Genomic DNA, 22588 nt, shown 5'->3' on the forward strand with positions numbered 1-22588 from the left:
TCACTCTTTTGTTTGTTTTAAAAATAAAGATAAAGAGTCAATTGCTTTCTATATAGATCCCAACTGGAACATTGGTATCACATGTTCCTATATGATACGTATAAGTGCTGGTACCCAGGTAGATGTATTCTGAAACATCCTGACCAACATTATGCCACTGCCCATGATTTGTAATTCCCCCGTATATGTTAAGAGAACTTGAAGAGGTATAGTACATTCCGGCACTGAGCCCTGCAGCCCATGGAGGAACTGCACCACCGCTTAATGCCACTGCAAGCGCCCCTATTGGAATTCCAATTCCAAAATCTGCCGAGCATGAACCAGAGGCATCCGAGACCAGCAAAGCAATGCTTTTTGAGTCCCCGACTCCAAGAGCAGTAGCATACTTCATGTCGGTTCCACTGTATATCCAGTTCATAATGGAGGGATCAGGCAATCCGGACTTGCTTCCCCCGAGAATTTCATTTCCGCTTGTGTCAATGTCATTAACCCCTTCCTGGATCCTCTCTTCTCCAGTAGGCACACAGTTGTTTATACTGGCAGTGCAGTAGTACTCCTTCTGGTGTAGGTGGTATGGTTTTGCATAGATGTATATGTATCCTTTCTCGTTTGGTCCAAGAAGGAGATCTTTATAAAAGTAAAACTTGTTCTCAATGGTGTAGAAGTCATTTCCATATATGTCTAGACTTGGGGTATCCTTTTCTGAGATTTTGTAGCCGTAGGCTATCGTAAGTCCAAATCTGGTATAATAGTCAGTCACAATGTTTACGCTTGCAGTGACAACTCCAGAATAAGAATCCTTGTTGTCCACGATCAGAGCAGGCACTTCGATGTAGTCTGAAGGTCTCCACGAGAGGCCCCAGTCGGTCTTCCAGTAATAGAACTGTCTGTTGGACCCCAAGGGTGCTACCTCACCACTTTTCGTAGCAGCTTCAAGGGGAGATGAAGGCAATCTGTGTATGTCGATTTTCACTGTCTTTGTGAATCCCTTAGCAACGTTGGCGGTGTTGTAGTTAACCACCGCAAAGCCTCTGTATAGTTTTCTGTTTTCATAATCTAAAACCCAGACAGAAATCATTAGCGAAGAGCCGATCCCGTTAGGATAAGCCTTCTTCCAATCTTTGAGAACGGACTGAAACTTCTCATCGGAGATCGGAATTTTGACTGTATTTCCGGGGTCCCAGAACTTTAGAGGGCTTGGTTTATCGAGAGTTCCGTGGAAAATAGTTCTATAAACTTCCCGGGTGGGAAGCAGTGCGTCTATCTGAACCTGAACTTCGACATCCTTTGAGATCTCCGTAAGAGGCTTGCCATTTTCATCGACTAGTACAAGCTGAATCTCCGGCGTCTGGAGGGCAGTTGATATGTACACTCCCGTTATTCCACTCAACAAAAATGCCACAAACAATGCTCCCAGGATTCGTTTTGATGCCATTTTAATCACCTAACCAACGTCTGCATATCATATTGGTACATTAATGCGTATAACTTTTTCCTTTTATCATGCGTAATCATTTCTGCTTTTCTTTTTCGTGGTATTTTATAATTCCAACGGTAGTTTTGCTAACTGTCTGAGTGAAAATGGAGCAGAGTAAATGAGTGAACATAAATGTTCGCCAATACATCAGAGTACCCTTCTCCTGAAGAGCACCACCAGCGGAACGAGCCAGACCAGATGCACAACCACAGCGGCCGAAAAGTCACCGTAATCGTTCAGAGCTATGCCCTCGAAGATCCTGTACGTCCAGTACGTTGGCAGGAAGGCTGTAAGCCTGCTCCAGTCCGTTGAGAGATCCCTCCAGAGGACAACGAGCTTTATCGCCACCGGCAGAATCAGGAGCCAGCCGATGACCTTGGAGACCGTAAGTGCCTGCATCCGTGAGTCGGCGAAGACGGTGATGATTAATCCGTAAATCCAGACCTCCAGCAGGAAGAGAACCACCAGAGCCAGAACTCCCTTCCAGGGAATCTCCAGGCCCAGGATGCCCGGTGCTATTACCGCAAAGACCGCGGTCACCAGCGAAGCCCATGTAAGACGGTAAACCAGAAACGCCTCGCTGGAAATCGGTATGACCTGTAAAGCCTGAACCGTCTTCTCCTCCTTCTCGTCGGCCATCATGAAGCCCGGAATCATGCCGAATATCATGGGAAGGAATATCAGGACAAAGAGAGCTATCCCGTAGTAGAGCTCCCCCATGCGGTCTTTGAAGTAGCGGACGACGAAGAGCAGAATCAGCGTCATGGCAACGCTGTAGAGGAGCATCGGGTCCCTGCGGAGCAGTTTGAGGTCGGTCCTGTATATGGCAGCGAATTTTCGCACAAAGCTCATCTCAATCCCTCCACCGCGTACCTGTAAAAGCGAATCCTTGCGAGGTAATACGCCACGACACCCCACACCATCAAACCAAGCGCCGACCACAGGAGGTTTTCCGCCGAAACCCCTCCGAAGGGGGCGCTGAAGAAGTAGATGGCAGGATAACTGGGGACGGCATAGAGAACCTTCCATATCTCGCCCGTTAAATAGCCGTGGTAGTGGGCGAAGGGGAGAAGGGAAAGGGCCATGACCCCGAGGAGGGGGATGAAATAGTCGTCCAGGTCGCGGTATTTGGCGGAGACCGCGATTCCTAGGAGGGTATAAACGGCTGAAACCAGCAACGTGCCGGCCAGGACGTAGGGCAGCCCGTCAAGGGAGCGGGTTCCAAGGACAAATATAAGCGCCCCCGCGAGGAGGGAAACCAGTGCCATGAGGAGTGTCTTTGCTAAAACGTAGCCCCTCCAGTCGAGCGGTGTAACTGCCAGAGCACCTATCGTCCCGTCTTTCTTCTCCGCGAAGATAGTCGTGCCAACGAACATAAAGCCAATCATGCCGGGCTCAAGGAGCAGGAAGATGGGAACTACCAGCGAGTGATACTCCCTCGGAAACGCCATGACCATGAGACCGTAGGCTAAAGCCACCAGCAGGTATATCGGGTAAACGTAGCCCCTCGTTCCGACCTTTAAGTCGAGCTTCACCAGCTCGCCTATCATACGAGCCTCCTCCCGGTCACTTTGAGGAATATCCCCTCCAGCGTTGGCTCCTCGGTGTTTATTCTCACGACCTCGTAGTTTCTTAGGATGTCAAGGAACTCCTCGTTCTGGCCTATTCCTTCGAGCGGGAACTCGGCGGTCCTCACATCGCCGCTGGCCACATACTCGATCTTGATCAGGCGCTTACCCATCCTAACCTTCAGCTCGCCTGGATTTCCAACGAGGGCTATCTTTCCGTCCACAATGAAGGCAACCCTGTCGCAGAGTTCATCAGCGACGTACATGTTGTGAGTGGTCAGGAAGACGGTCTTCCCGCTTTCACGCATCTCAAGGAGCAGATCCTTTATCCTCCTCGCGCTCGCCGGGTCGAGGCCTTCGAGGGGCTCGTCAAGGAAGAGGATTTCCGGATCCGGGAGCAGAGCCCTCGCCAGATCGAGCTTCTTCTTCATTCCCTTGGAGAAGCCGGAGACGAGCTTATCCGCCTCGCTTTCAAGCCCGACAACCTTGAGGACTTCTAGAGGATCGAGGTGCTTTCTGTAAAAGCTCGCAAAGAACTCAAGGTTTTCCAGGGCGGTGAGCTTTGAATAAACCGCTGGAAACTCGAAAGAGACGCCGATTCTGTTGTAATAATCCTTCCCCCATTCCCTGAGGTCTTTTCCTAGGATTTTTACGGCTCCTTCATAGTCCCTCAGGATTTTCACTAGGATTTTGAGTGTCGTGGTCTTGCCAGCTCCGTTCGGCCCGAGAAAGCCGTAGATTTCGCCCCCCTCAACGGAGAAGCTCAGCCCATCAACGCCCCTAACTTCGCCGTAGTACTTCCTAACGTTCTCAACCTCAATGACGGGCATGGTTTCACCGGTTAAAAATACGCACTTAAAGCAATTATAGTTAGCCCCCCACATGTGCGGCTTTCTTGTGGACGACAAGAAGGCACGCTTCATAACCGGAGTCAACTTCCTCCTCTTGATAAGGGGAATTACCATTAAGAGAAATAAACGTAGGAAGGCCAATATTTGCAGCCATTGGTATATTAAATAGAAATGAAATCTCCTTTATTCATTTCCTTTTCTCTTGCCAGCTCTCGTAATCTTTCAGCTCTTTCAGCAAGATGCTCATAACCTGCGTTTTTTAAGGATTTAACAAAGTCATGTGGCAGAGCATCCAAAAATCTCCCAAGAAGTTCTTCCTTTATTTCTGAAGGGGCTTCTTGCAGTTTTTCTATTATTAACTCCAGGTCCAATAAGCATTGGCTTAGAGCATATTCGAGGTTTTCCTTAATTTCAGGGACAAAGTAGAACGGATATACGGATATAACAAGATCCGCAAAAATTATCCTAAAGATTGGCTCTATCATGTTTAATATCCACGTCGCTTCATCTTGGCTTATTCGCTTGCTATTATATTGGTCAATTGTATACAAAGCGAGAGAACGTAGCATGTGAGTTAATCCTTCGATAAATGCTAACATTAATTGGAATTCTTCTAAATCCAAAGATTCCGCTCTGCTTTCTTCAATCTTTCTTCCTATTGTTTTTATCCTATTTAAAAGATCATTTCGTATGTAGGCCCTGATTTTCTCAAGAAGGTATGTGGTAGCTCCCACATTTTGAGATTGGATACTCTTAGAGGCTACTTTGTAAATTGTCCACAGATTATTAGTCCTTTCTATAGTTAGCGAGTGGATCTTTAAAAACCTGTCAATAACCGCTTCTGGATTGAACAGCACGAAAGAGTCGTATATAAAAAGCGGGAGGATTACGAGATTAAAAATGCCCCATAAATAAACTATGTGTAGCCAAAGAGAGTTAAGGGTTTCTCCATTTTGGAGCAATGTTAATGTGAGAATAATCAACGCAACATAAGAAATAACTACCAGCCAAAATTCACGATTTTTGTGGTAAACTTTGATAACAGCCCCAGAGTAGTCTTTTATTGTGAGTTGGATCCCGACAATCATCATAGTTATGTATATGGCTATAATTGCCCCCTCTACTTGGGCCAATGCACTCAGGAAGTATCTGGTATCCTCAGGGGAGATATTTTGGAAAAATCCAAACTCCAAAAAGATGGAAAACACCTCTATACTTATTACAATGGATAGAATATAGGATGGCAATGGTTTATATTCTTTTATTACCCTTATAACTCGCTTCATATGATCACTAAAATATATCAGGTTAAAAGTGTTACTTAATGACTTTAATACTACCAAATAGTCGGTGAAGGTTAGTTTTAATTTATCACTAAATTCCTAAAAAGGGATCTACCCTCACTTATGTTTGCAGTCTGTGTGGTCCAATATCACAAAACTTAAGGGAAGGATAACGTAAATTGGTACCGCCTGTAGGGGGGTAAGTCACATGGACGGTATTGTCAAATGGTTCTCGTCTGAAAAAGGGTACGGCTTCATCAGAGGTGCTGATGGTGTTGATTATTATTTTCACATCACCGACTTCCAAGGAGATGCTCCACCTAAATCTAGGGATAAAGTTATATTTGATCCCACTACTACAAAGAAAGGACCTAGAGCAATTAATGTTAGGTTGGCCCCTGTAGATTTGCCTGTGAACTTAGAAGTGCCAAGAACGGTATTGGAGTTAATTGGACCCGGAGAGAGCATTATATATGCCAAGTATTGCTCCATCAACTATTATGATAGGAATTCCGTTGAGGAGTATTCATTGCTTGTTTTAACCAACAAGCGACTTATCCTGTATAACAAATACAAACCGCTTATTTTCTTTGGGCCCGATTCAGAAAATATTGTGTCCATAGATTTAAATGATGTATCATCTGCCAAATTCGAGGGAGAAGGTATATTTACATCTTCAACGCTAAAGTTACTGCCAAAATTTGGAAAGAGGGGCGTGTATAAAATCACAGGAGATCAAAATTGCCTGAAAGAGGTTTACAAAGTATTGCTGCAAATAATATGAATGAACGGGGGCTTCTCCGCGAGCACCATGAGCTCAATGTCCTCAAAGTCCACCTTCCTCTTCCCCCACCTTCCAGCGGTGCCTCCCCAGATGCCGAGGACGTTGAAGCCGACCATTTTGAACATCAAATACAGCTCCGTGGGGACGTAGACGCGCTCCCTTATGGGAAACTTCTCCCCGTTTGGAGCTTCTATCTCTTCAAAGAACGTCATTGTGTGAGGGTCAAAGAGGCCTTTTTCTATGTCTTCGTCCGTGGCGTTCTTAACCCTGCGGAGGGCAATGAGGGCAGTGAGAAGGAACTTCCCGCCCGGCTTCAGCGACTCGTAGACGTTCCGCAGTATCGCGAGGTCGTGCTCTATCGGATCATCTCCAAGGCCGAGGAGCGAAAAGGCACCCTCGCAGAGGCAGATGGCCGCGTCAAACTCCCCGCTCCTCTTAAATTCCGTGGCGTCTGCCTTAATGAACTCGACGTTTACCCCTTCTTTTTCGGCCCTCTTTCGGGCCTCCTTCAACATGCCCCCTGAGATGTCTATCCCTGTAACCCTGTAGCCCCTTTTTGCGAGCCCTATCGAATGCCTGCCAACGCCACACCCCACATCCAGAATTCTGGCACCTTCGGGGAGCTTAAACTCCCGCACGATGAACTCAATCTCCTCTTCGGTGTTCTTTGTGAAGGGCTCGTTCAGGTAGTGTGGCGCTTCTATGTCGAAAAACTCCTCCCACACGTGCTTCTTCATACCAGTCACCTACTCAATGATTCCCTCAAGGACTTTTTTCAAGCCCTTCCTCAGGTGCTCCTTCACCGTTGAGGGGCTGAGGTTCAGCATCTCCGCCAGCTCCCGCAAAGTGACCTTCCGGGGCTCGTCGAAGTAGCCGCTCTTGTAGGCGAGAAGAAGAACCTCTGCCTGTCTCTTCGTAAGCTTTGAAATGGGGCTTTTCTCAGATTCAGCATCCTCAACGCTGATTACCCTCGCGCCGTAGGTTTCCCGGAAGGTTCTCACGACCTCCCCCACGAGTCCATCCTCGCAGAGAACCGAAAGAATGCTCTCGCCCCCAACGAAGGTTCCGCTCTCAAAAACGACCAGCCCTTTCTTCTGGAGCTCAAAGAGCCTTTCCGCCTTCTCCTTCTGGGGCCCAAAGGAGGCCCGCAGGTATATGAGGTAGTGCTCGTTGCGCGGGAAGGCCTTGACGTCCTTCGTTTGCGGAAGCGATTTCAGCCGCTCAAGTATCTCCTCAGGGTTTACGCCGTCTCTAAACTTGATCTCGACCAGTTTGACGACGTCGGTGCCTATGGTAAAGTAAGTGTCCCCGTAGGCCCATTCTATTGCTCCGAGGAGCCATTCGAAGCCCCTGTAAAGCCTTTCACTGTTGGGAATCGCGATCTTCAGGCGCTTCATAACGAAGGCTTGACCTCAAACTTTATGGGGATTTCGGAAAAATGAAAATGGAATCAGCCGCTCTCAAGCAGGTCATCAAGGGCGTCCCTGATGCTGTACGTTAAGTGCCGGTAAATGTGTATGCTGCCGAGCGCCCTTTTGTCGGTGGCTATCACCATCAGCACAATCGCGTCAGGGTCCCATGGATTTTCGATCACCTCGAAGACCCGCAGCGATCCGGAGTACGTCTCACCACTCTCTCTGCTGTAAACAGTCGTGCCGTTGACGATGACGGGAGCGTTCCTCTGGAGCTCGGGAAGAAGGGTGCTGTTTGAGAGCAGTACTAACGCCAGGTTTTTCCTCATGTCCTCGGGCGTTAAACTCGATACTGTCTTCAGCTCGGCATCGACACCCCTTCGTCTAAAGGAGTCGTACACGAACCTGGCCAGATTCCCTGCGGAGGAACCATCATCGTAAGCCACGATAACGCCCCCCTCCTTTGCGGCGTTCAGGAAGTCCTCAACCGTCAGCGGGATCACAACGTTCTTTCCCCCGTTTGTTTCACTGTAAACCCGTGCTATAACCCGCGCGAGCTCCTGCATGAAGTCGTCGAAGGTTCTATACTCCTCCCGGTGCTTCAGGTAGTCATCAACGTACGCCCGGTAAACATCGTCAATGAAGTAAAAGACCTTCCTGTTGCCCTTCAGCGTTGCCGTGGCTCCTTCAGGCCTGCCCGTGGCGTTGAGGTAGTAGGCCTCGAACGCCCTCACCAGGGTCTCGTAGAGCATCACTTTAAAGTTGGGATAGGCCATCTCCCTCAGCTTCTCGGCGACGGGATCAAAGAGCGCCTCGTAGGGCTCGAAGAGCTCGTAGTGCTGATCAACCGCCGGATTAACGAAGCTGTGGGCGAACTCGTGGGCCAGGAAGCTGGAGCCGCCCACCGTGGCATAAACATGGGGTATTCCGCCTGCCACCTCCCCAAAGCCCAGAAATGCGTATACACTCATATTGCTCCCGCTTTCTATGTGGTATCCGAAGCCGTGGCAGCAGAAGAGGGGCATCGGCACGACGTGCCATGAAGAGGCGTTTTTCCCGAAGAAGTCCTCCTCAAACTCAACGAGTTCGACCAGCCCAGGATTTTCTCCCACAAACGTTTCAAGCGTTCTGTTGTAGAACTCCTCGTGCTCGCGGTAGAACCTCCAGAAGTCAGTCTCCTCTGCGAACTCCGCAACGGCCTCCGCAAACTCATCGAGCTTTTTGGCGTCCAAAAACGGCCTCAATCGAAGCATATCGTCCCAGGGCATTGCCTTTGAGAAGTCCGTCGGGCTCAGGTGAATAGCGAACTCTGGAATCGCGTCGTAGTCGATTCCCTCTTCGATCATCTGCGGAACTATTTTAACCGCCGTCAGGTTTCTATAGGGGCCAAAGTACTCGTCCACGTCCCTGATGTAGCGGTAGCTCCCGGGGGTGACGCCGAGTACCGCCGGATCAACGTGCTCCCTGTACCAGCTTGAGTCTGAGAGCCTGTAGATTATCGCCACTAGCTCGACCCTGGGGTCTATCTCCACGTGAAGGCGATCCGAGAGGGAGATTGAAACCGGCGTGCCTGAGGTATGTTCCTGCATGGAGGCGGTCGTTGGGCTTTTCGTTTCCCCTCCCTGGACCTTTTCGCCCGTAGTCCCCACGCATCCGCTCGCCAGCACCACGAGGAATACCAGCACAAGGGATGCAAGCTTTTTCACCTAACTCACCGTACCATCGATGAACGTCAGGATATTTAAACATTTCCAAATTATAAACTGCCGGCTTTCTCAACTCGGCTATTTCCGGGAGTACACTGAGTTTCCTTCAATTTGTGCCAATCTAAAAAGCCAACTAAATTGCTCAGCTCAGATGAGACACCAAAAACCTAATGTGTGAAAAAAGTATCATGAATTGGTGGTGAAGATGAAAATTGACCTGCCAGCCCCTAAACTTGAAGGTAAAATGAGCTTGGAGGGGGCTATAGATAAGAGAAAGAGCATAAGACGTTACATTTCTCCTTTGAAAGTCTCGCCGTTCACGGCAGGGGTGCAGTAAACTGTCCAGCGAGCCTTCGAGCAGGAAAGCGATACTCTTTTAAAGCCTAAAATTCATACCATACTTTGAAATGAAGCGAGCAGTAACGGTAAAACTTCAACCTTCAAAGGAGCAGGAGAAAATCCTCCGCCAGTTAGCCGACCTTGGAGCCAAAGCATGGAACAGAGTAAACTACCTCCGCAGGCAACAATACTTCCGAGAACAAATTGTGGACTTCAATTCAACTGAAAAAACCGTTTATGAGGAATTCAAGCGGAAAATCGGCTCAGCCACAGCCCAGCAAATATGTCGCAAAAACGCAGAATCCTGGAGAAGCTTCTTCTCTCTCCTTCGGAAGAAGCGGAATGGAGAACTCCCCGAGAATCACAACCCCAAACCACCAAACTACCGCAAAGAAGACGGGAGGAGAAAACCCTTAATCGTCCTCAGAAACGACCAATACAAAATCAAGGGTAACAAGCTACTTCTCAAAGGCCTTGGGAAGTTTGGAAAACTCGAAATCCAGTTCAAAGGAAGAATACACTTGAGGGGCAAGCAGGGGAGATTGGAAATCACTTATGATGAGGTAAAGCGAAAATGGTATGCTCACATCAGCTTTACTGTCGGGGAAAAACTTGAGGGTGGGGAGTTGGTTAAGCTTCCGAGAACGCCAAAAGGAAGCCTTTCGGCAGGAATTGATTTGGGAGTGAACAACTTGATGGCCGTCTATGTCGAGAACGGAGAAAGCTTCCTCGTGAATGGCAGGCCGTTAAAGAGCATTGACTTTTACTGGAGGAAGAAGATTGCGGACTACCAGTCAAAACTCAATAAGTCTGGAGCTAAAACGAGTAGGAAGCTCAGGAGAATGCACGAGAGGGCTAAGCTTCAGGCGAAGCACTACATTAACACTGTCGTAAGGCAAACTGTCAGGAAGCTCTACGATTTGGGCGTTTCGAGGATTATCGTTGGTTATCCGAAAGGTATCGCAAGAAACTCCGACAAGGGTAAAAAGCAGAATTTTATCCTCTCTCACGTTTGGAGGTTCAACACTGTCATTAAACGCTTAACTGAAGTGGCTGAAGAGTATGGTATTCGGGTTGTGGTCGTGAATGAGGCTTTTACTTCTAAAACCTGCCCCGTTTGCGGGAAGCCCCACGAGGGGGCAAGGTTTGTTCGTGGATTGTTTAAGTGTCCCGCAACGGGGCTTGTCTTTAACGCGGATTTAGTTGGTGCCCTCAACATTTTGAAAAAGGTGGTGGGAACCATAACCCCAAATCTGAGTGATCTTTACGCTCAGAGGAGGGGTAACTGGGGCAAGACCGCCCCAGAGGGGTCGAAGACCCACTTTACCTTGGGTCTGAATGAGACCCCTCAAACCTCCCCGCCTGTGGGTTAGGGGGTTCTTCGTTGGAACTCTCACCCTTCAGGGCGGGGAGGAGGTCAGCTGCAGGCAACGGCCATCGGCATCGGCACCGTTGCGGTTGGTGCCTTCAGGGACGAGGAGGTAAAAAAGGTGCTGGAACTCCCGGGCGAACCGCTCTACGTCTTCCCTCTTGGCGTCCCCGGGGAGTAGTCAGAGCCTCCTGAGCTCCTCAAACCTTATGAGAACCTCCTCCTTTCTCCTTATGAGGTTCTGCCTCCCAACCTCCTTTCCGTCCTTAAGGTAAACCAGCGTCGGGACGTTGAGAACATCAAAGCGGTTCACAAGGTCGTTCCATTCCTCGGCGTTGATGTGAACGACCTTTATCTCGGGAAACTCCCTGCTGAGATCCTCCATGAAGCTTTCGACTATCCTGCACGGCGGACAGCCCGGAATGGAAAACCACAGGACGGTTTTTCCAGACTCAAACTCAAACTTTCCGTCGTATTCGACTATCATATCCGCACCTCCGGGAAATAAAAATGGTGGTCAGATCCTGGCCCTCTTGAGCAGGAGCGAGTTTGTGACGACGCTCACGCTGCTTATGCTCATCGCTCCCGCCGCCCACTCGGGCTGGAACTCCACGCCGAAGAGGACGAATGCCAGACCCGCCGCGAAGGGAATCAGCATCGTGTTGTAGAACATCGCCCAGAAGATGTTCTGCTTTATCTTCGCCAGCGTCTTCTGGCTCAGCTTTATTGCCTTGACCACGTCCCTTGGGTCGTTCTTTATGAGAACCATGTCTCCGCTCTCCATCGCTATGTCCGTCGCGTTGCCGACAGCGATCCCAACGTCCGCCTGTGCCAAGGCCGGAGCGTCGTTTATTCCGTCGCCAACGAAGATAACGACTTCGCCCTTCTCCTGGAGCTTCTTGACCTCGTTGGCCTTGTCCCCCGGCAGAACCTCGGCGAGGACGTAGTCTACCTTGAGCTGCCTTGCTATCGCGTTTGCAGTTCTCCTGTTGTCGCCGGTTATCATGCCGACCTTCTTGCCCATCCTGTGGAGCTCCTCGATGGCTTCTTTTGCTCCTTCCTTTATCGTGTCGGCTATGCCTATTACTCCCACTATCCTGCCGTCTATGGCGACGGTTATGGCAGTCTTCGCCTCGTCCTCAAGTCTGTGGAGTGTTTCCTCCACCTCATTCACAGAGTAGCCGTTCTCCACCATGAGCTTCCTGTTGCCTGCCAAGATCTCCCTTCCACCCACGACTGCCCTAACACCTTTGCCAGTTATTGCCTCGAACTCCTCCGGCTCCTCAAGCTCAAGGCCGAGTTCCTGAGCCTTCCTCACGATAGCATCTCCAAGCGGGTGTTCAGAGCGCTTCTCAGCCGAGGCAACGAGCTTCAGCAGCTCCTTTTTATCCATGCCAAAGGTAACGATGTTAGTCACCTCGGGCTTTCCTTTTGTGAGCGTTCCGGTCTTGTCGAAGAGCACAACCGTCGCCTTCCTTGCTATCTCAAGCACTTCACCGTTCTTGATGAGTATCCCCATCTCTGCACCTTTGCCCATTCCAACCGTCAATGCCGTTGGTGTTGCAAGGCCGAAGGCACAGGGGCAGGCTATAACGAGGACGCTGAGGAGGGTTGTAAAGGCAAAAAGCAGGGGTTCACCCGCTACAAAGTACCAGTATGCAAAGGACAGGAGTGCTATAGTGAGGACCGTGGGTATGAAGTATGCAACTATTGTATCCGCCAGCTTCTGTATCGGCGGCTTTGTGTTCTGAGCTTCTTCCACAAGTCTAATTATCTGGGCCAGAACGGTGTCCCTTCCGACGCGCTTTGCCTCTATCCTAAGCACAGAGTTCTTGTTTATAGTGCCCCCGATAACCTCATCCCCGGGTTTCTTGAGGTTGGGAACGGGTTCACCTGTTATCATCGACTCGTCCACGTAGCTCTCGCCCTCGAGCACAGTACCATCGACGGGAATCCTCTCGCCGGGCTTCACTATCACGACGTCCCCGACCCTGACCTCACTTATCGGAACCTCAATCTCCTCGCCGTTCCTTATCACTGTGGCCTTCTTCGCCTGAAGACCCATGAGCTTTTTTATGGCCTCGCTGGTTCTTCCCTTGGCCCTCGTTTCAAGGTATCTGCCAAGCAGAAGGAAGGCCATCAGCAGGACGCTGGCCTCGTAGAAGTTGAAGTCCTCCGGAATGACCCCTACCGTTGCGAGGACGCTCGCAAGGTACGCCGAACCTATGCCGAGGGAGTACATGACCTCCATGTTAAGACTCTTATGTCTCAGAGAAGCATATGCCTTACCGAATATCCCTCTTCCAGCGTAGACTATTGCGATGGTGGATAGGATGAACTGGATGGGCATAAGGTACGGGATTTCAAGGCCGAAGCGCTCAACCTGCATGGAGGCGAAGAGGGCTATTCCAATGCCCCACGCGACGGCGAGCTTTCTCTTCATGTCGCGAAGGTGCCTCTCCCTTAGTTCCCTCTCGAGATCGTGAGTCTCCTCCCCCTCGACCCCTATGAACTGGTAGCCTACGTCCTCGATGGTCTTCCTGATGTCGTCAATGGCCACGAGGCTTGGATCGTAGCTTACCCTCGCAGTTTCGGTGCCAAGGTTTACGCTCGCCTCCAAAACACCGGGGAGGTCTTTCAACGCCTCCTCTATCGTCTTAACACACATTGCGCAGGTCATCCCGCCTATCTTTATTACAGCATCCCTTCTCTCCCTGATCACCTCATATCCCAGCTCTTCGATGGTGGCTATAATCATGTTAAGCCCGACTTCTGACTCATCGAATTTAACGTGAACGCTCTCTGAATTCAGGTTTGCAGTTGCCTCCTTCACCCCTGGGAGCTCCATCAGGGCAGTCTCTATGGTTTTAACACACATTGCGCAGGTCATGCCATTTACCTTGAGCACAAGCTCCATTTTTCCTCACCCTATTACTTACTATGCAGGCTAGCTTATGGGGATTATTTTTTACAATCTGGAAAGCTTAACCAGAGAATTTTTATAGTTCGAAGATTAGATTTGAACGGTGGAACGTCATGAAGATAGACGACCTTGATTTGAAGCTCATTCACCTGCTGATGGACAATTCGCGTCTGAGCATCTCAGAGCTCGCCGAAAGGCTTGGTGTCAGCAGGCCGACGGTAAAATCGCGCCTTGAAAAGCTTGAGAAGGAAGGAGTAATTCTCGGATATACCGTAAAGCTGAATCCAGAGCTTCTCAGGGCGAACAACGTCGTTGCCCTCATAGTCAAAACCGACGAGCCCGAGAAGATGAAGGAGTTCGAGGAGATAATCGAGATAAACCGCTTCACGAGCAGAAAGTACCTCATAAAGATCGCCGTTGAGGATATGGAGGAGCTGAGGAAGGTCATAGAGGGTGCTGGATTTGAGGTCATAGAGATAATGCCCGTCCTTGAGAGCATTGAAAGAACAACTCCCCCGAAGGTCAAGATACCCTTCAAGTGCGACTACTGCGGCAAGGAGATAGTGGGAGAGCCGATAGTCTACAAGTACCACAACAGGGTTTACTTCCTCTGCTGTCCAACGTGCCTGAGGGAGTTCAAAAAGACCCGGGAGAACATAGAGAAGTTCAAACTAAAGGAAGAAGACAAAGTAGAGCACGCTCACGAGCACGAGCACCACGCCCATAACTAAATCTCCCCTCCCGCTTACCGAAGAGAGCTTATCCACAGCTCTCCCGAGTCTTGCGTATCTGCTCCCGTAGTGGAAGCCCAGGGTAACGAGGGCAAAGGGCAGCACCGATATTCCAATGAACACCACGAGCAGCGCCGCTGTGATTCCCGGCGGATACTGACCGGAGAGCAGGGAGCTCACCAGGAGGTACGAGGGGAGCACACAGGACAGTGAGAGAAACGCCATCACTCCCCCTATCACAAAAGCGGCCGGTGGAGAGGTGGCCTTTTCAAGAACCTCATTGCTCTTTTCCCTCAGTGGGCTGGAGACTGGTATCTTCACGTAGCCCAGTGCGGAGAGTATTTTGTAAACTCCCACGGTTATCCCAAAGGCGACCACAAAGTATCTGAGCAGGGGTATCTTGGTGTGCAGGTTCATGAGGGCAACGGCTATTATCGAGTACCCCAGAAATGCGCCGACGGTGAATGCCAGGCCGACCCTGAGAACCTTCCTCTCATCCGTCAGGGCTATCATCGAGAGAAGGAACACTATCATGAGAAATATGGAAGGCCTAAGGGCGTTGAGAATCCCGAGGGCTATTATTGAGAACGTTACCCCCGTGAACTCGGTCACCTGGCTCAGAGAGTCCAGCGGTATATCCGCGGTAGTCATCAGAATTGCGTCTGAAACCGGCATGGCAACCACCTAATGCTCCATCGATGGTGCCCCAAGGCGCACAATCTCCACGGATGAATGGGAGTTCATTGATATATTAACTTTGTCTCCCCTCGCGAGGCACGGGACTTCTATGGGATGGGTGTATCTGACCTTCAGAACCTCACCGTTTGCGTCTATTATCGCAATGCATGTTAGCTTTGTGTTAGTTTGATCGGGAATACAGTTTGTATCGGCCAAAACTACGGCGTTTGTGGAGTTCAGGGGCCGTCCCTCGACCAGGACCCCGTGAAAAGTGTCCCGGGCATCTCCCTCTCTCACTGAAAAGTACCCAATGGCTAGAAGTAACACAACCAGAACCGCCACAATGCCCGCTACCGCATCCCTCATACCTCTCACCGCAGGGGACTATAAAAACAATGAAACTTGGAGAGGGCTCACTCGCCGCTCTCCTCGATTCCCATGTACTTCTCGCAGCTCTCGTGCATCTCCTGCCAGCCGTCGCCCATGTACTGGGCCATGTACTCCTCCATGACCGGCTCCATCTCCTCGTGCATCTCGGTGAAGTTGCCGCTGGCCATGTGCTCCTCCATTTCCTCGTACATCTCGTCGTCCATCATGCCGTGCATGCCGTAGCCCATCATTCCGCCGTGCATGTAGCCGCCCATCGGGCCAAAGCCCCAGCGCGTGCCGGTTCTCTCGGTTGTCTCGAATCCTCCAGTGTGGGCCATCCCGAGGGGGACGGCTATGAGCGCTCCGATGAGGAGCCCGATAAACAGGGACTTCCACTCCATTCCGCATCACCTCTTTATTTGCTTCCATCGGTACATTGCGGCCGAAGGAATAATAGGCTTATCATTGACATAATGTGAAAGGATTCCCCCAAATTTTTCAGATGCGAAAGGATAAGGCCAATCAAATATTTTCACAAGGTTAAATTGATGAACACCTCAAAAACAGCCAGCAAGTATGATAGATTTTCAAAGGTCTACGACCTCTTCGAAAGTCCAATGGAAAGGAGGGCGTTTTCAAAGTACCGCGCCAGGGCCCTTTCTCTGGCAGAAGGGAAAGTGCTTGAGATAGGCGTCGGAACGGGAAAAAACTTCCCCTATTATCCCCAAAACGTCGATGTCATCGGCATAGACTTCAGCAGGGGCATGCTGGAGAAAGCCGAGAGAAGGAGAAGAGAACTCGGCCTGAAAAACGTCAAGCTCCTTCTGATGGACGCCCAAAATTTGGAGTTTGAAGACGAGGGCTTTGACACCATTGTGAGTACTTTCGTCTTCTGCACGGTCCCCGACCCGATAAGAGGGCTGAAAGAGGCGTACCGCGTCCTAAAGCCCGGAGGAAGGGCGATATTCCTGGAGCACATGAAGAGCGAGTCGAGGCTTTTGAACATCCCGCTCTATCTCATGGATCCGGTAATGAGGACACTCACAGGGACATCCACGATACGGGAGACGCAGAGAAACATCGAGATAGCCGGGTTCAGGATAGAGCATGTTGAGAATCTCTTCTTTGATATTGTGAGGCTTATCATAGCCACAAAACCGTTGGGTGGATGAAATTCACGGTAAGATGCTCCACATGGAGGACGGAAAGATATACCGGAAGGACAGCCGGCAGGCCGAAAAGCTGCTGCTTTTTGATGAATAGGGGCAGATACAGGGAGGCGGATCTATTTCCCATTTTTGTCCAAAACTGTTTATTTCAAACTTCTCGTTAAATAGAGCCGAATTATTTTCTCTTTCGTCAAAAGGACAGCTCTCATGCCGAAAAGTATATATATGCATCTTTATTCATCAATGAGTAGGTGATGGGCATGATAATAGAAAATTATACAAAATTGGGTACTTATGACGACATCGTTCAAACGATAGGCAACACACCCCTGGTGAGGCTGAGGAAGATCGAGAGGTACTTCAACCTCAAAAACGAGCTCTACGCCAAAGTGGAGTTCTTCAACCCCGGGGGGAGCATAAAGGACAGGATAGGCAAGTACATGATCGAGGGAGCAAAGAGGGATGGCAAGATCGTCGAAGGCGGCGTGATAGTCGAGCCCACCTCAGGCAACACGGGTGTCGGCCTTGCTCTGGTCGCGGCGGACGAGGGCTACATGACGGTCTTCACGATGCCGGACAAGATGAGCACCGAGAAGGAGCTCCTCCTCAAGGCCATGGGGGCTTTCGTCATAAGAACTCCCACCGCGGTGGCTCCAGGCGATCCAAACTCCTACTATAAGGTGGCCGAAGCCGTAAGGAACCTCATCTGGAAGAGGGGAAGGGCGGTAACCAGAGAGGAGCTTAAGGAGATAGTCGAGTACGTTCAGCGGCTCGTTAACGAAGAGAGACTCGATGAGCTCAGGGCGATCCTTGAGGAGGAAGTCGAGGAAACGCCCTACGCCTACATCCCCAACCAGTACTTCAACAAGTACAACCCCCTTGCCCACTACGAGACAACCGCGAGGGAGATATGGGAGCAGACCGGAGGGGAGATAGACTACCTCTTCGCGGGGACAGGCACGGGCGGAACCATAACGGGTATCGGGCGATACCTCAAGGAGATGAAGAAGGGGGTCAAAATAATAGGCGTTGACCCGGTCGGCTCGATATACAACCTCATTAAGAAAGGAATGAGCCTTGAGGAAGCCCTCAAGAAAGCTCACCCGTACCTCGTTGAGGGCATAGGCGAAGACCTCCTCCCCGAGACCGTCGACTTAAGCCTCGTTGATGATATGGTGGTCGTCAACGATCAGCAGGCCTTTTCAATGACCCGCTTCCTCGCGAGGAAGGAGGGCATCGTAGCTGGAGGCTCATCTGGTGCGGCCCTCTACGGGACGATAAAGTACCTCAAGGAGATGGGCGTTGAGGGCAAGAAAGTCGTCGTGATATTCCCCGATACCGGAAGGAACTACCTCACGAAGGTCTTCAACGACGAGTGGCTCATCGCGAACGGCTTCCAGGTTGACGATGAGAAGGTTCTGGAGGTGCTGAGATGAGGTTCTCAACTAAAGCCATTCACATGGGTGAAGAGCCGGAAAGCATGCAGCACGGAGATGTTGTATCTCCAATCCACCTCTCAACCACCTTTGCGAAGAGGAGTATAAAGGAGGTCGAGGAGGGCTACGTCTACTCAAGGAGCGGCAACCCCACGAGGGACAGCCTTGAGAGGAAGCTGGCGGCACTTGAGAACGCAAAGTACGGACTGGCATTCTCCTCTGGTCTTGCCGCGGAATCAACAATACTCCTTGCCCTTCTCAGGAAGGGCGACCACGTTGTGGCCTTTGACGACCTCTACGGCGGGACAAAGAGGCTCTTCAACCAGGTGATGGAGCGCTTCGGGATCGAGTTCACATACGTTGACGCGAGAGAGCCCGAAAACGTCAGGGGGGCAATAAAGGAAAACACAAGGATGGTCTGGCTCGAAACGCCCACAAACCCCCTCCTGAAGCTAGCGGACATAAAGGCGATAGCCGAGATTGCCCACGAGAGGGGCCTAATCGTGGTCGTGGACAACACCTTCGCGAGCCCCTACTTCCAGAACCCCCTTGACTTAGGTGCTGACATAGTCCTCCACAGCGTCACCAAGTACCTCGGCGGCCACTCCGACGTTGTCGGAGGAGCGGTAATGGTGAACGACGATGAAATCTATGAGGGGCTGAAGTTCCACCAGAACGCGGTTGGTGCTATTCTCTCACCCTTCGACTCCTGGCTGGTAATGCGGGGCATCAAAACCCTCGCCGTCAGGATGGAGAGGCACGAGAAGAACGCTATGAAGATTGCGAGGTATTTGGAGGAGCACCCATTGGTTGAGAGGGTTTACTATCCGGGCCTGCCCTCACATCCACAGCACGGGCTCGCGAAGAGGCAGATGTGCGGCTTTGGAGGCATGCTCTCATTTGAACTCAAGGGCGGCCTTGAGGAGGCAGTGAGGTTCGTGGAAAGCCTTGAGATATTCGCCTTAGCGGAAAGCCTTGGCGGTGTCGAGTCGCTCATAGAACTGCCAGCAATCATGACCCACGCATCGGTTCCAAAGGAGGAGAGGGAAAATGTCGGCATAAAGGACTCCCTTATCAGGGTCTCGGTGGGAATAGAGGATGCTGAAGACCTCATTGAAGACCTTGAGAGGGGCTTTGAGGCGGTGAGAGCATGATACCGAGCATCGAGGAGATCAGGATGTTCCTTGAGAGGCTGGGCTTTGATGAGAGGGTAGTAAACGAACTGGTGGAGCAGATAGAGTACTTCGAGACGGAAGCCCCGGAGAGGGACGACATCGTGCGGGATTACCTCAGGGACGAGTGCATAGAGCGGCTCGTGGAGGAGATGGCGCGGGAAGTCCTGAGGCTCGGAAGAAAAGAGGTGCGCATACTCGACGTTGCAGCTGGCTCTGGCTTCTTCACGGAGCGTGTGAAGAAGAGACTGGAGTTCATGGGCGTCAGGACGGAAGTTTACGGTCTGGACATAACGCCCAGCATGCTGAAAAGGCTAAGGGAAAAGGGTATAACCCCCGTGTGGGGCGTCGCAGAGAGGATAAGGGACTCGATAAGAATAGCCAACGACCACTACGGACTCGACGTGCCGGAGAAGTTTGACGTGGTGGTCTCGACCCTCGCATTCCACCACTTCCTCAACCCAGAGGCGGTTCTGGGGAGCATGAGGGACGTGCTGAGGGAGAATGGAAAGGTCGTCATAATCGACGTCCTCAAGCACAGGCACGGCGAATTCAGGGAGACCCTAAAGGACACACACCTTGGGTTTTCGATAGAAGAGATGCGGGAAAGGGGCCTACGGGTCTTTAAAAATGTGGAAGCCCGCCCTCTGGGACTGCACTGTGAGGTTGACGGCATACTGATAGGACTTTACAAGGCGGTGTTCTTCTGAATCCTTTCCCTTTTAATGCTGAGCGGACTTCAGGTCGTTCATCGTGTTCTCGTAAGCTTTCAAAAAAAGAGGGGGTGAAAGGAAAAAACTAACCTTCGAGGAGCCTTCTCCTTCTCTTCTCGTACTCCTCGTCGTCTATTTCGCCCCGTGCATACTTCTCGTCAAGTATCTCAAGGGCGCTCTTCTTTGAGGTGCTACTTGAGCTCTGCTCCACCAGCCATTTAATGAACCAGATTATCCCTGCAATTATCAGCACCCAGAACAGGAGCATGAATATTGCCCCGAACCAGCCAAACCAGCCGAATCCCATCATGTCGTGCCACCCCCATTCTCCTTCTCCAACGTGGGTCAGGAACTCTCCTCCCAAACTTTCAAACATCATTTTGATCTCCTCGAATACTACTCATTGGCAAAGGCTATAGGGCTTATTATTGGCAAAAGAGAAAGGAGCGTCGGGAAATCTTGACAAAAGATAAAGTAAAGAAGCCGTCAAACCTTCAAAAACCTCGCGTTTATTGCAACTATCACGGTGCTCAGGCTCATCAGCAGTGCACCGAGGGCAGGGCTGAGCAGGATTCCGTAGCCGTAGAGCACGCCTGCCGCCAAGGGAATCGCGAAGGCATTGTAGCCGGTTGCCCAGGCCAGGTTCTGCACCATCTTCCGGTAGGTTGCCTTAGCGAGGTGTATCCCGGTTATGACGTCCCTCGGGTCGTTCTTGACGAGGATTATATCTGCACTCTCTATCGCCACGTCCGTTCCGGCCCCGATGGCTATTCCGACATCGGCCTGAATCAAAGCCGGAGCGTCGTTTATTCCGTCGCCGACCATGGCCACTGTGTAGCCCTGCTCCTGAAGCTCCTTGACCCTCTCCGACTTCTGATGCGGCAGAACTTCGGCGAAGAAGCCATCCAGACCGAGTTCTTCAGCCACCCACTTCGCAACCTTGGCGTTGTCGCCGGTGAGCATGTAGGCCTTTATGCCCATCTCGTGGAGCTTTTCAACGGCCTCCCTTGATTCGGGCCTTATCTTATCCGCCAGCGCCAGGGCACCAACGAGCCTGCCGTCGATGACCAGGAAGACCACCGTCTTGCCCTGCTCTAAGACCTCCTTAACGCGCTCGTCCTCTCTCCACAGCTCGTTCTCCTTCAGGAAGCCGGGGCTTACGACAAAGACTTCTCTTCCGTTGATGACCCCCTGGACGCCCTTTCCGGGCAGGACCTTCGACTCCTTAACCTCGTAGACATCGAGGTTGAGCTCCTCGGCCTTCTCGACTATTCCCTGGGCTATCGGGTGGCTGGAGTGGGCTTCGAGAGCTCCTGCGTACCTGAGTATCTCGTTCTCATCGAGCTCATCGAGGGGTATTACCTCGGTCACCTCAAACTTTCCTTCCGTGAGGGTTCCAGTTTTGTCGAACACCACCACCTGGACATCCTTTGCCCTCTCAAAGGCCTCCCTGTTCCTGATGAGGATTCCCTTCTTTGCCGAGAGCGACGTCGAGACCGAAACGACCAGCGGAACGGCCAGGCCGAGCGCGTGCGGACAGGTTATGACCATCACCGTGACCATTCTCTCAAGGGCAAAGACGAAGGGTTTGCCGAGGTAAAGCCACGCCCCGAGCGTTACCGCTCCGGCCGTTATGGCTATGAGCGTGAGGTAGAAGGCAGCTCTGTTCGCTAAATCCTGCGTCCTTGAGCGGGTTTCCTGCGCCTGTCTGACGAGCTCGACGACCTGCATCAGGTAGGTGTCCTTTCCGGTCTTCTCAATCCTGACTTTAATCGCTCCCTCAAGGTTTATCGAGCCGCCTATTACTGTGTCGCCGGGCTTCTTGTAGACGGGCTTCGACTCACCGGTGAGCATCGCCTCGTTTACGCTGGTCTCTCCCTCGAGTATGAGGCCATCTGACGGTATCTTTTCACCGGGCTTGACAAGAACCACGTCGCCTTTCTTCAGCTCGCTGACTGGGACGTCCTTTACCCCTTCGGGCGTTACGAGGTGGGCCTCTGTGGGCATGAGCTTTATGAGCTCCTCCAGAGCCCGCGATGCTCCAAGGACGGAGCGCATCTCAATGTAGTGGCCGATGAGCATGATGTCGATAAGCGTCGCCAGCTCCCAGTAGAAGGTCTTACCTGGCAGGCCAAAGGTTACAGCAGCGCTGTAGAAGAAGGCAACAGTTATTGCCAGAGCTATCAGCGTCATCATTCCGGGCAGCTTTTTCTTCAGCTCGTCCCTCATGCCCTTCAGGAAGGGCCAGCCGCCGTAGAAGTACACCGCCGCCGAGAGCCCGAAGAGAACGTACCTATCGCCCGGAAAAGTCAGCTCGAAGCCGAAGAAGTTCTGTATCAGCGGGGACAGAATCAGAATCGGAACCGTCAGTATCGCGGAGACGATGAACCTCTTCTTGAAGTCCTCCATCATCATCTCGTGGTGCTTCGCGTGGGAATGCCCTTCGTGTTCGTGCTTTTCGTGCTCCATTCCTCCATGCTCCTCGTGTTCACCTTCATGGACGTGCTCCCCGTGCACCCCATCATTTTCTTTCATATCCAACACCATATACAGAATCTCTTCGGGGCAGTATTTAACCATTTTTTATTCAAAATTGAAAGGCCGCGAA

Annotated in this window: 23 protein-coding genes and 1 pseudogene; 9 read left to right on the forward strand and 15 right to left on the reverse strand. The window is 51.2% G+C overall.

Annotated elements, in window-relative coordinates:
• Positions 1-37: 37 nt before the first annotated feature.
• The 5 genes from FPV09_RS02325 to FPV09_RS02345 form a co-directional block, all read right to left on the reverse strand.
• A complete protein-coding gene (locus FPV09_RS02325; protein WP_148882229.1) occupies positions 38-1435 on the reverse strand; it encodes a hypothetical protein in 1398 nt (465 codons plus the stop codon).
• A 189-nt stretch (positions 1436-1624) separates the two neighbouring features.
• Positions 1625-2329: an ABC transporter permease gene (locus FPV09_RS02330; RefSeq protein ID WP_148882230.1), complete on the reverse strand. Its 705-nt coding sequence runs from the start codon at positions 2327-2329 to the stop codon at positions 1625-1627.
• Positions 2326-3027, reverse strand: a complete 702-nt coding sequence (locus tag FPV09_RS02335; RefSeq protein ID WP_148882231.1) for an ABC transporter permease — start codon at positions 3025-3027, stop codon at positions 2326-2328. Before FPV09_RS02335 ends, FPV09_RS02330 begins: the two co-directional genes overlap by 4 nt.
• Entirely contained in the window at positions 3024-3875 is an 852-nt protein-coding gene (locus FPV09_RS02340; RefSeq protein ID WP_148882232.1) for an ABC transporter ATP-binding protein, read from the reverse strand. The genes FPV09_RS02335 and FPV09_RS02340 overlap by 4 nt, the downstream gene beginning before the upstream one ends.
• 182 nt (positions 3876-4057) lie before the next feature.
• A complete protein-coding gene (locus FPV09_RS02345) occupies positions 4058-5182 on the reverse strand; it encodes a hypothetical protein (RefSeq protein WP_148882233.1) in 1125 nt (374 codons plus the stop codon).
• A 205-nt stretch (positions 5183-5387) separates the two neighbouring features.
• Here FPV09_RS02345 and FPV09_RS11925 point away from each other — a divergent pair, with 205 nt between their 5' ends.
• A complete protein-coding gene (locus FPV09_RS11925; protein WP_168194716.1) occupies positions 5388-5963 on the forward strand; it encodes a cold shock domain-containing protein in 576 nt (191 codons plus the stop codon).
• Here the strand turns inward: FPV09_RS11925 and FPV09_RS02355 are convergent.
• The 3 genes from FPV09_RS02355 to FPV09_RS02365 are packed head-to-tail and all read right to left on the reverse strand — an operon-like array spanning position 5936 to position 9081.
• Positions 5936-6700, reverse strand: a complete 765-nt coding sequence (locus FPV09_RS02355; RefSeq protein WP_148882234.1) for a class I SAM-dependent methyltransferase — start codon at positions 6698-6700, stop codon at positions 5936-5938. The genes FPV09_RS11925 and FPV09_RS02355 overlap by 28 nt on opposite strands.
• A 9-nt stretch (positions 6701-6709) precedes the next feature.
• The gene (locus FPV09_RS02360; RefSeq protein ID WP_148882235.1) at positions 6710-7360 is read right to left on the reverse strand and encodes a helix-turn-helix domain-containing protein; all 651 of its coding nucleotides are present in this window, start codon (positions 7358-7360) and stop codon (positions 6710-6712) included.
• Positions 7361-7413: 53 nt separating this feature from the next.
• Positions 7414-9081 carry a DUF4932 domain-containing protein gene (locus FPV09_RS02365; RefSeq protein WP_148882236.1) on the reverse strand — a complete coding sequence of 556 codons (1668 nt, stop codon included), beginning with the start codon at positions 9079-9081 and terminating at the stop codon, positions 7414-7416.
• A 196-nt stretch (positions 9082-9277) separates the two neighbouring features.
• Between FPV09_RS02365 and FPV09_RS12080 the strand changes: the two genes are divergently transcribed.
• From FPV09_RS12080 to FPV09_RS02380, 3 genes and pseudogenes are all read left to right on the forward strand, one after another.
• Positions 9278-9418 (forward strand): hypothetical protein, encoded by a 141-nt coding sequence (locus FPV09_RS12080; RefSeq protein WP_210411151.1) that lies wholly within the window; start codon positions 9278-9280, stop codon positions 9416-9418.
• A 70-nt stretch (positions 9419-9488) separates the two neighbouring features.
• Entirely contained in the window at positions 9489-10793 is a 1305-nt protein-coding gene (locus FPV09_RS02375; protein WP_148882237.1) for an RNA-guided endonuclease InsQ/TnpB family protein, read from the forward strand.
• A gap of 48 nt (positions 10794-10841) precedes the next feature.
• Positions 10842-10970 (forward strand): annotated as a pseudogene (locus FPV09_RS02380) (nitroreductase family protein); the annotation flags it as partial.
• Here the strand turns inward: FPV09_RS02380 and FPV09_RS02385 are convergent.
• Both FPV09_RS02385 and FPV09_RS02390 read right to left on the reverse strand, forming a co-directional pair.
• Positions 10971-11276, reverse strand: a complete 306-nt coding sequence (locus FPV09_RS02385) for a thioredoxin family protein (protein WP_148882238.1) — start codon at positions 11274-11276, stop codon at positions 10971-10973.
• 30 nt (positions 11277-11306) lie between these two features.
• Positions 11307-13706: a heavy metal translocating P-type ATPase gene (locus FPV09_RS02390; RefSeq protein WP_148882239.1), complete on the reverse strand. Its 2400-nt coding sequence runs from the start codon at positions 13704-13706 to the stop codon at positions 11307-11309.
• 119 nt (positions 13707-13825) lie between these two features.
• On the opposite strand from FPV09_RS02390, the gene FPV09_RS02395 reads away from it, so the two are divergent.
• Positions 13826-14443, forward strand: coding sequence for a TRASH domain-containing protein (locus FPV09_RS02395; RefSeq protein WP_148882240.1), 618 nt, complete (start codon positions 13826-13828; stop codon positions 14441-14443).
• Here FPV09_RS02395 and FPV09_RS11930 read toward each other — a convergent pair.
• From FPV09_RS11930 to FPV09_RS02420, 3 genes are read right to left on the reverse strand one after another with little or no spacing between them, the layout of a single operon-like run.
• Positions 14384-15118, reverse strand: a complete 735-nt coding sequence (locus FPV09_RS11930) for a cytochrome C biogenesis protein (RefSeq protein ID WP_168194717.1) — start codon at positions 15116-15118, stop codon at positions 14384-14386. The two genes, FPV09_RS02395 and FPV09_RS11930, sit on opposite strands and share 60 nt — an antisense overlap.
• Before the next feature lie 9 nt (positions 15119-15127).
• Positions 15128-15487, reverse strand: coding sequence for a hypothetical protein (locus FPV09_RS02415; RefSeq protein WP_148882243.1), 360 nt, complete (start codon positions 15485-15487; stop codon positions 15128-15130).
• 47 nt (positions 15488-15534) lie between these two features.
• On the reverse strand, positions 15535-15891 hold the full coding sequence (locus FPV09_RS02420; RefSeq protein WP_148882244.1) for a hypothetical protein: 357 nt from the start codon (positions 15889-15891) through the stop codon (positions 15535-15537).
• Positions 15892-16038: 147 nt separating this feature from the next.
• Between FPV09_RS02420 and FPV09_RS02425 the strand changes: the two genes are divergently transcribed.
• The 4 genes from FPV09_RS02425 (at position 16039) to FPV09_RS02440 (ending at position 19977) form a co-directional block, all read left to right on the forward strand.
• Positions 16039-16662 (forward strand): class I SAM-dependent methyltransferase, encoded by a 624-nt coding sequence (locus FPV09_RS02425; protein WP_148882245.1) that lies wholly within the window; start codon positions 16039-16041, stop codon positions 16660-16662.
• A 251-nt stretch (positions 16663-16913) separates the two neighbouring features.
• On the forward strand, positions 16914-18095 hold the full coding sequence (locus FPV09_RS02430) for a PLP-dependent cysteine synthase family protein (RefSeq protein ID WP_246112294.1): 1182 nt from the start codon (positions 16914-16916) through the stop codon (positions 18093-18095).
• Entirely contained in the window at positions 18092-19249 is a 1158-nt protein-coding gene (locus FPV09_RS02435; RefSeq protein WP_148882246.1) for a cystathionine gamma-synthase, read from the forward strand. Before FPV09_RS02430 ends, FPV09_RS02435 begins: the two co-directional genes overlap by 4 nt.
• The gene (locus FPV09_RS02440) at positions 19246-19977 is read left to right on the forward strand and encodes a class I SAM-dependent methyltransferase (protein ID WP_148882247.1); all 732 of its coding nucleotides are present in this window, start codon (positions 19246-19248) and stop codon (positions 19975-19977) included. Before FPV09_RS02435 ends, FPV09_RS02440 begins: the two co-directional genes overlap by 4 nt.
• 88 nt (positions 19978-20065) lie before the next feature.
• Here the strand turns inward: FPV09_RS02440 and FPV09_RS02445 are convergent, their stop codons facing one another.
• Together FPV09_RS02445 and FPV09_RS02450 are read right to left on the reverse strand one after the other, a co-directional pair.
• Positions 20066-20359 (reverse strand): SHOCT domain-containing protein, encoded by a 294-nt coding sequence (locus FPV09_RS02445; protein WP_148882248.1) that lies wholly within the window; start codon positions 20357-20359, stop codon positions 20066-20068.
• Between the two features lie 107 nt (positions 20360-20466).
• On the reverse strand, positions 20467-22527 hold the full coding sequence (locus FPV09_RS02450; protein WP_246112295.1) for a heavy metal translocating P-type ATPase: 2061 nt from the start codon (positions 22525-22527) through the stop codon (positions 20467-20469).
• Positions 22528-22588: the final 61 nt, after the last annotated feature.

It is taken from the genome of Thermococcus aciditolerans, assembly GCF_008152015.1.
GTDB classification, from domain to species: Archaea; Methanobacteriota_B; Thermococci; order Thermococcales; family Thermococcaceae; genus Thermococcus; species Thermococcus celericrescens.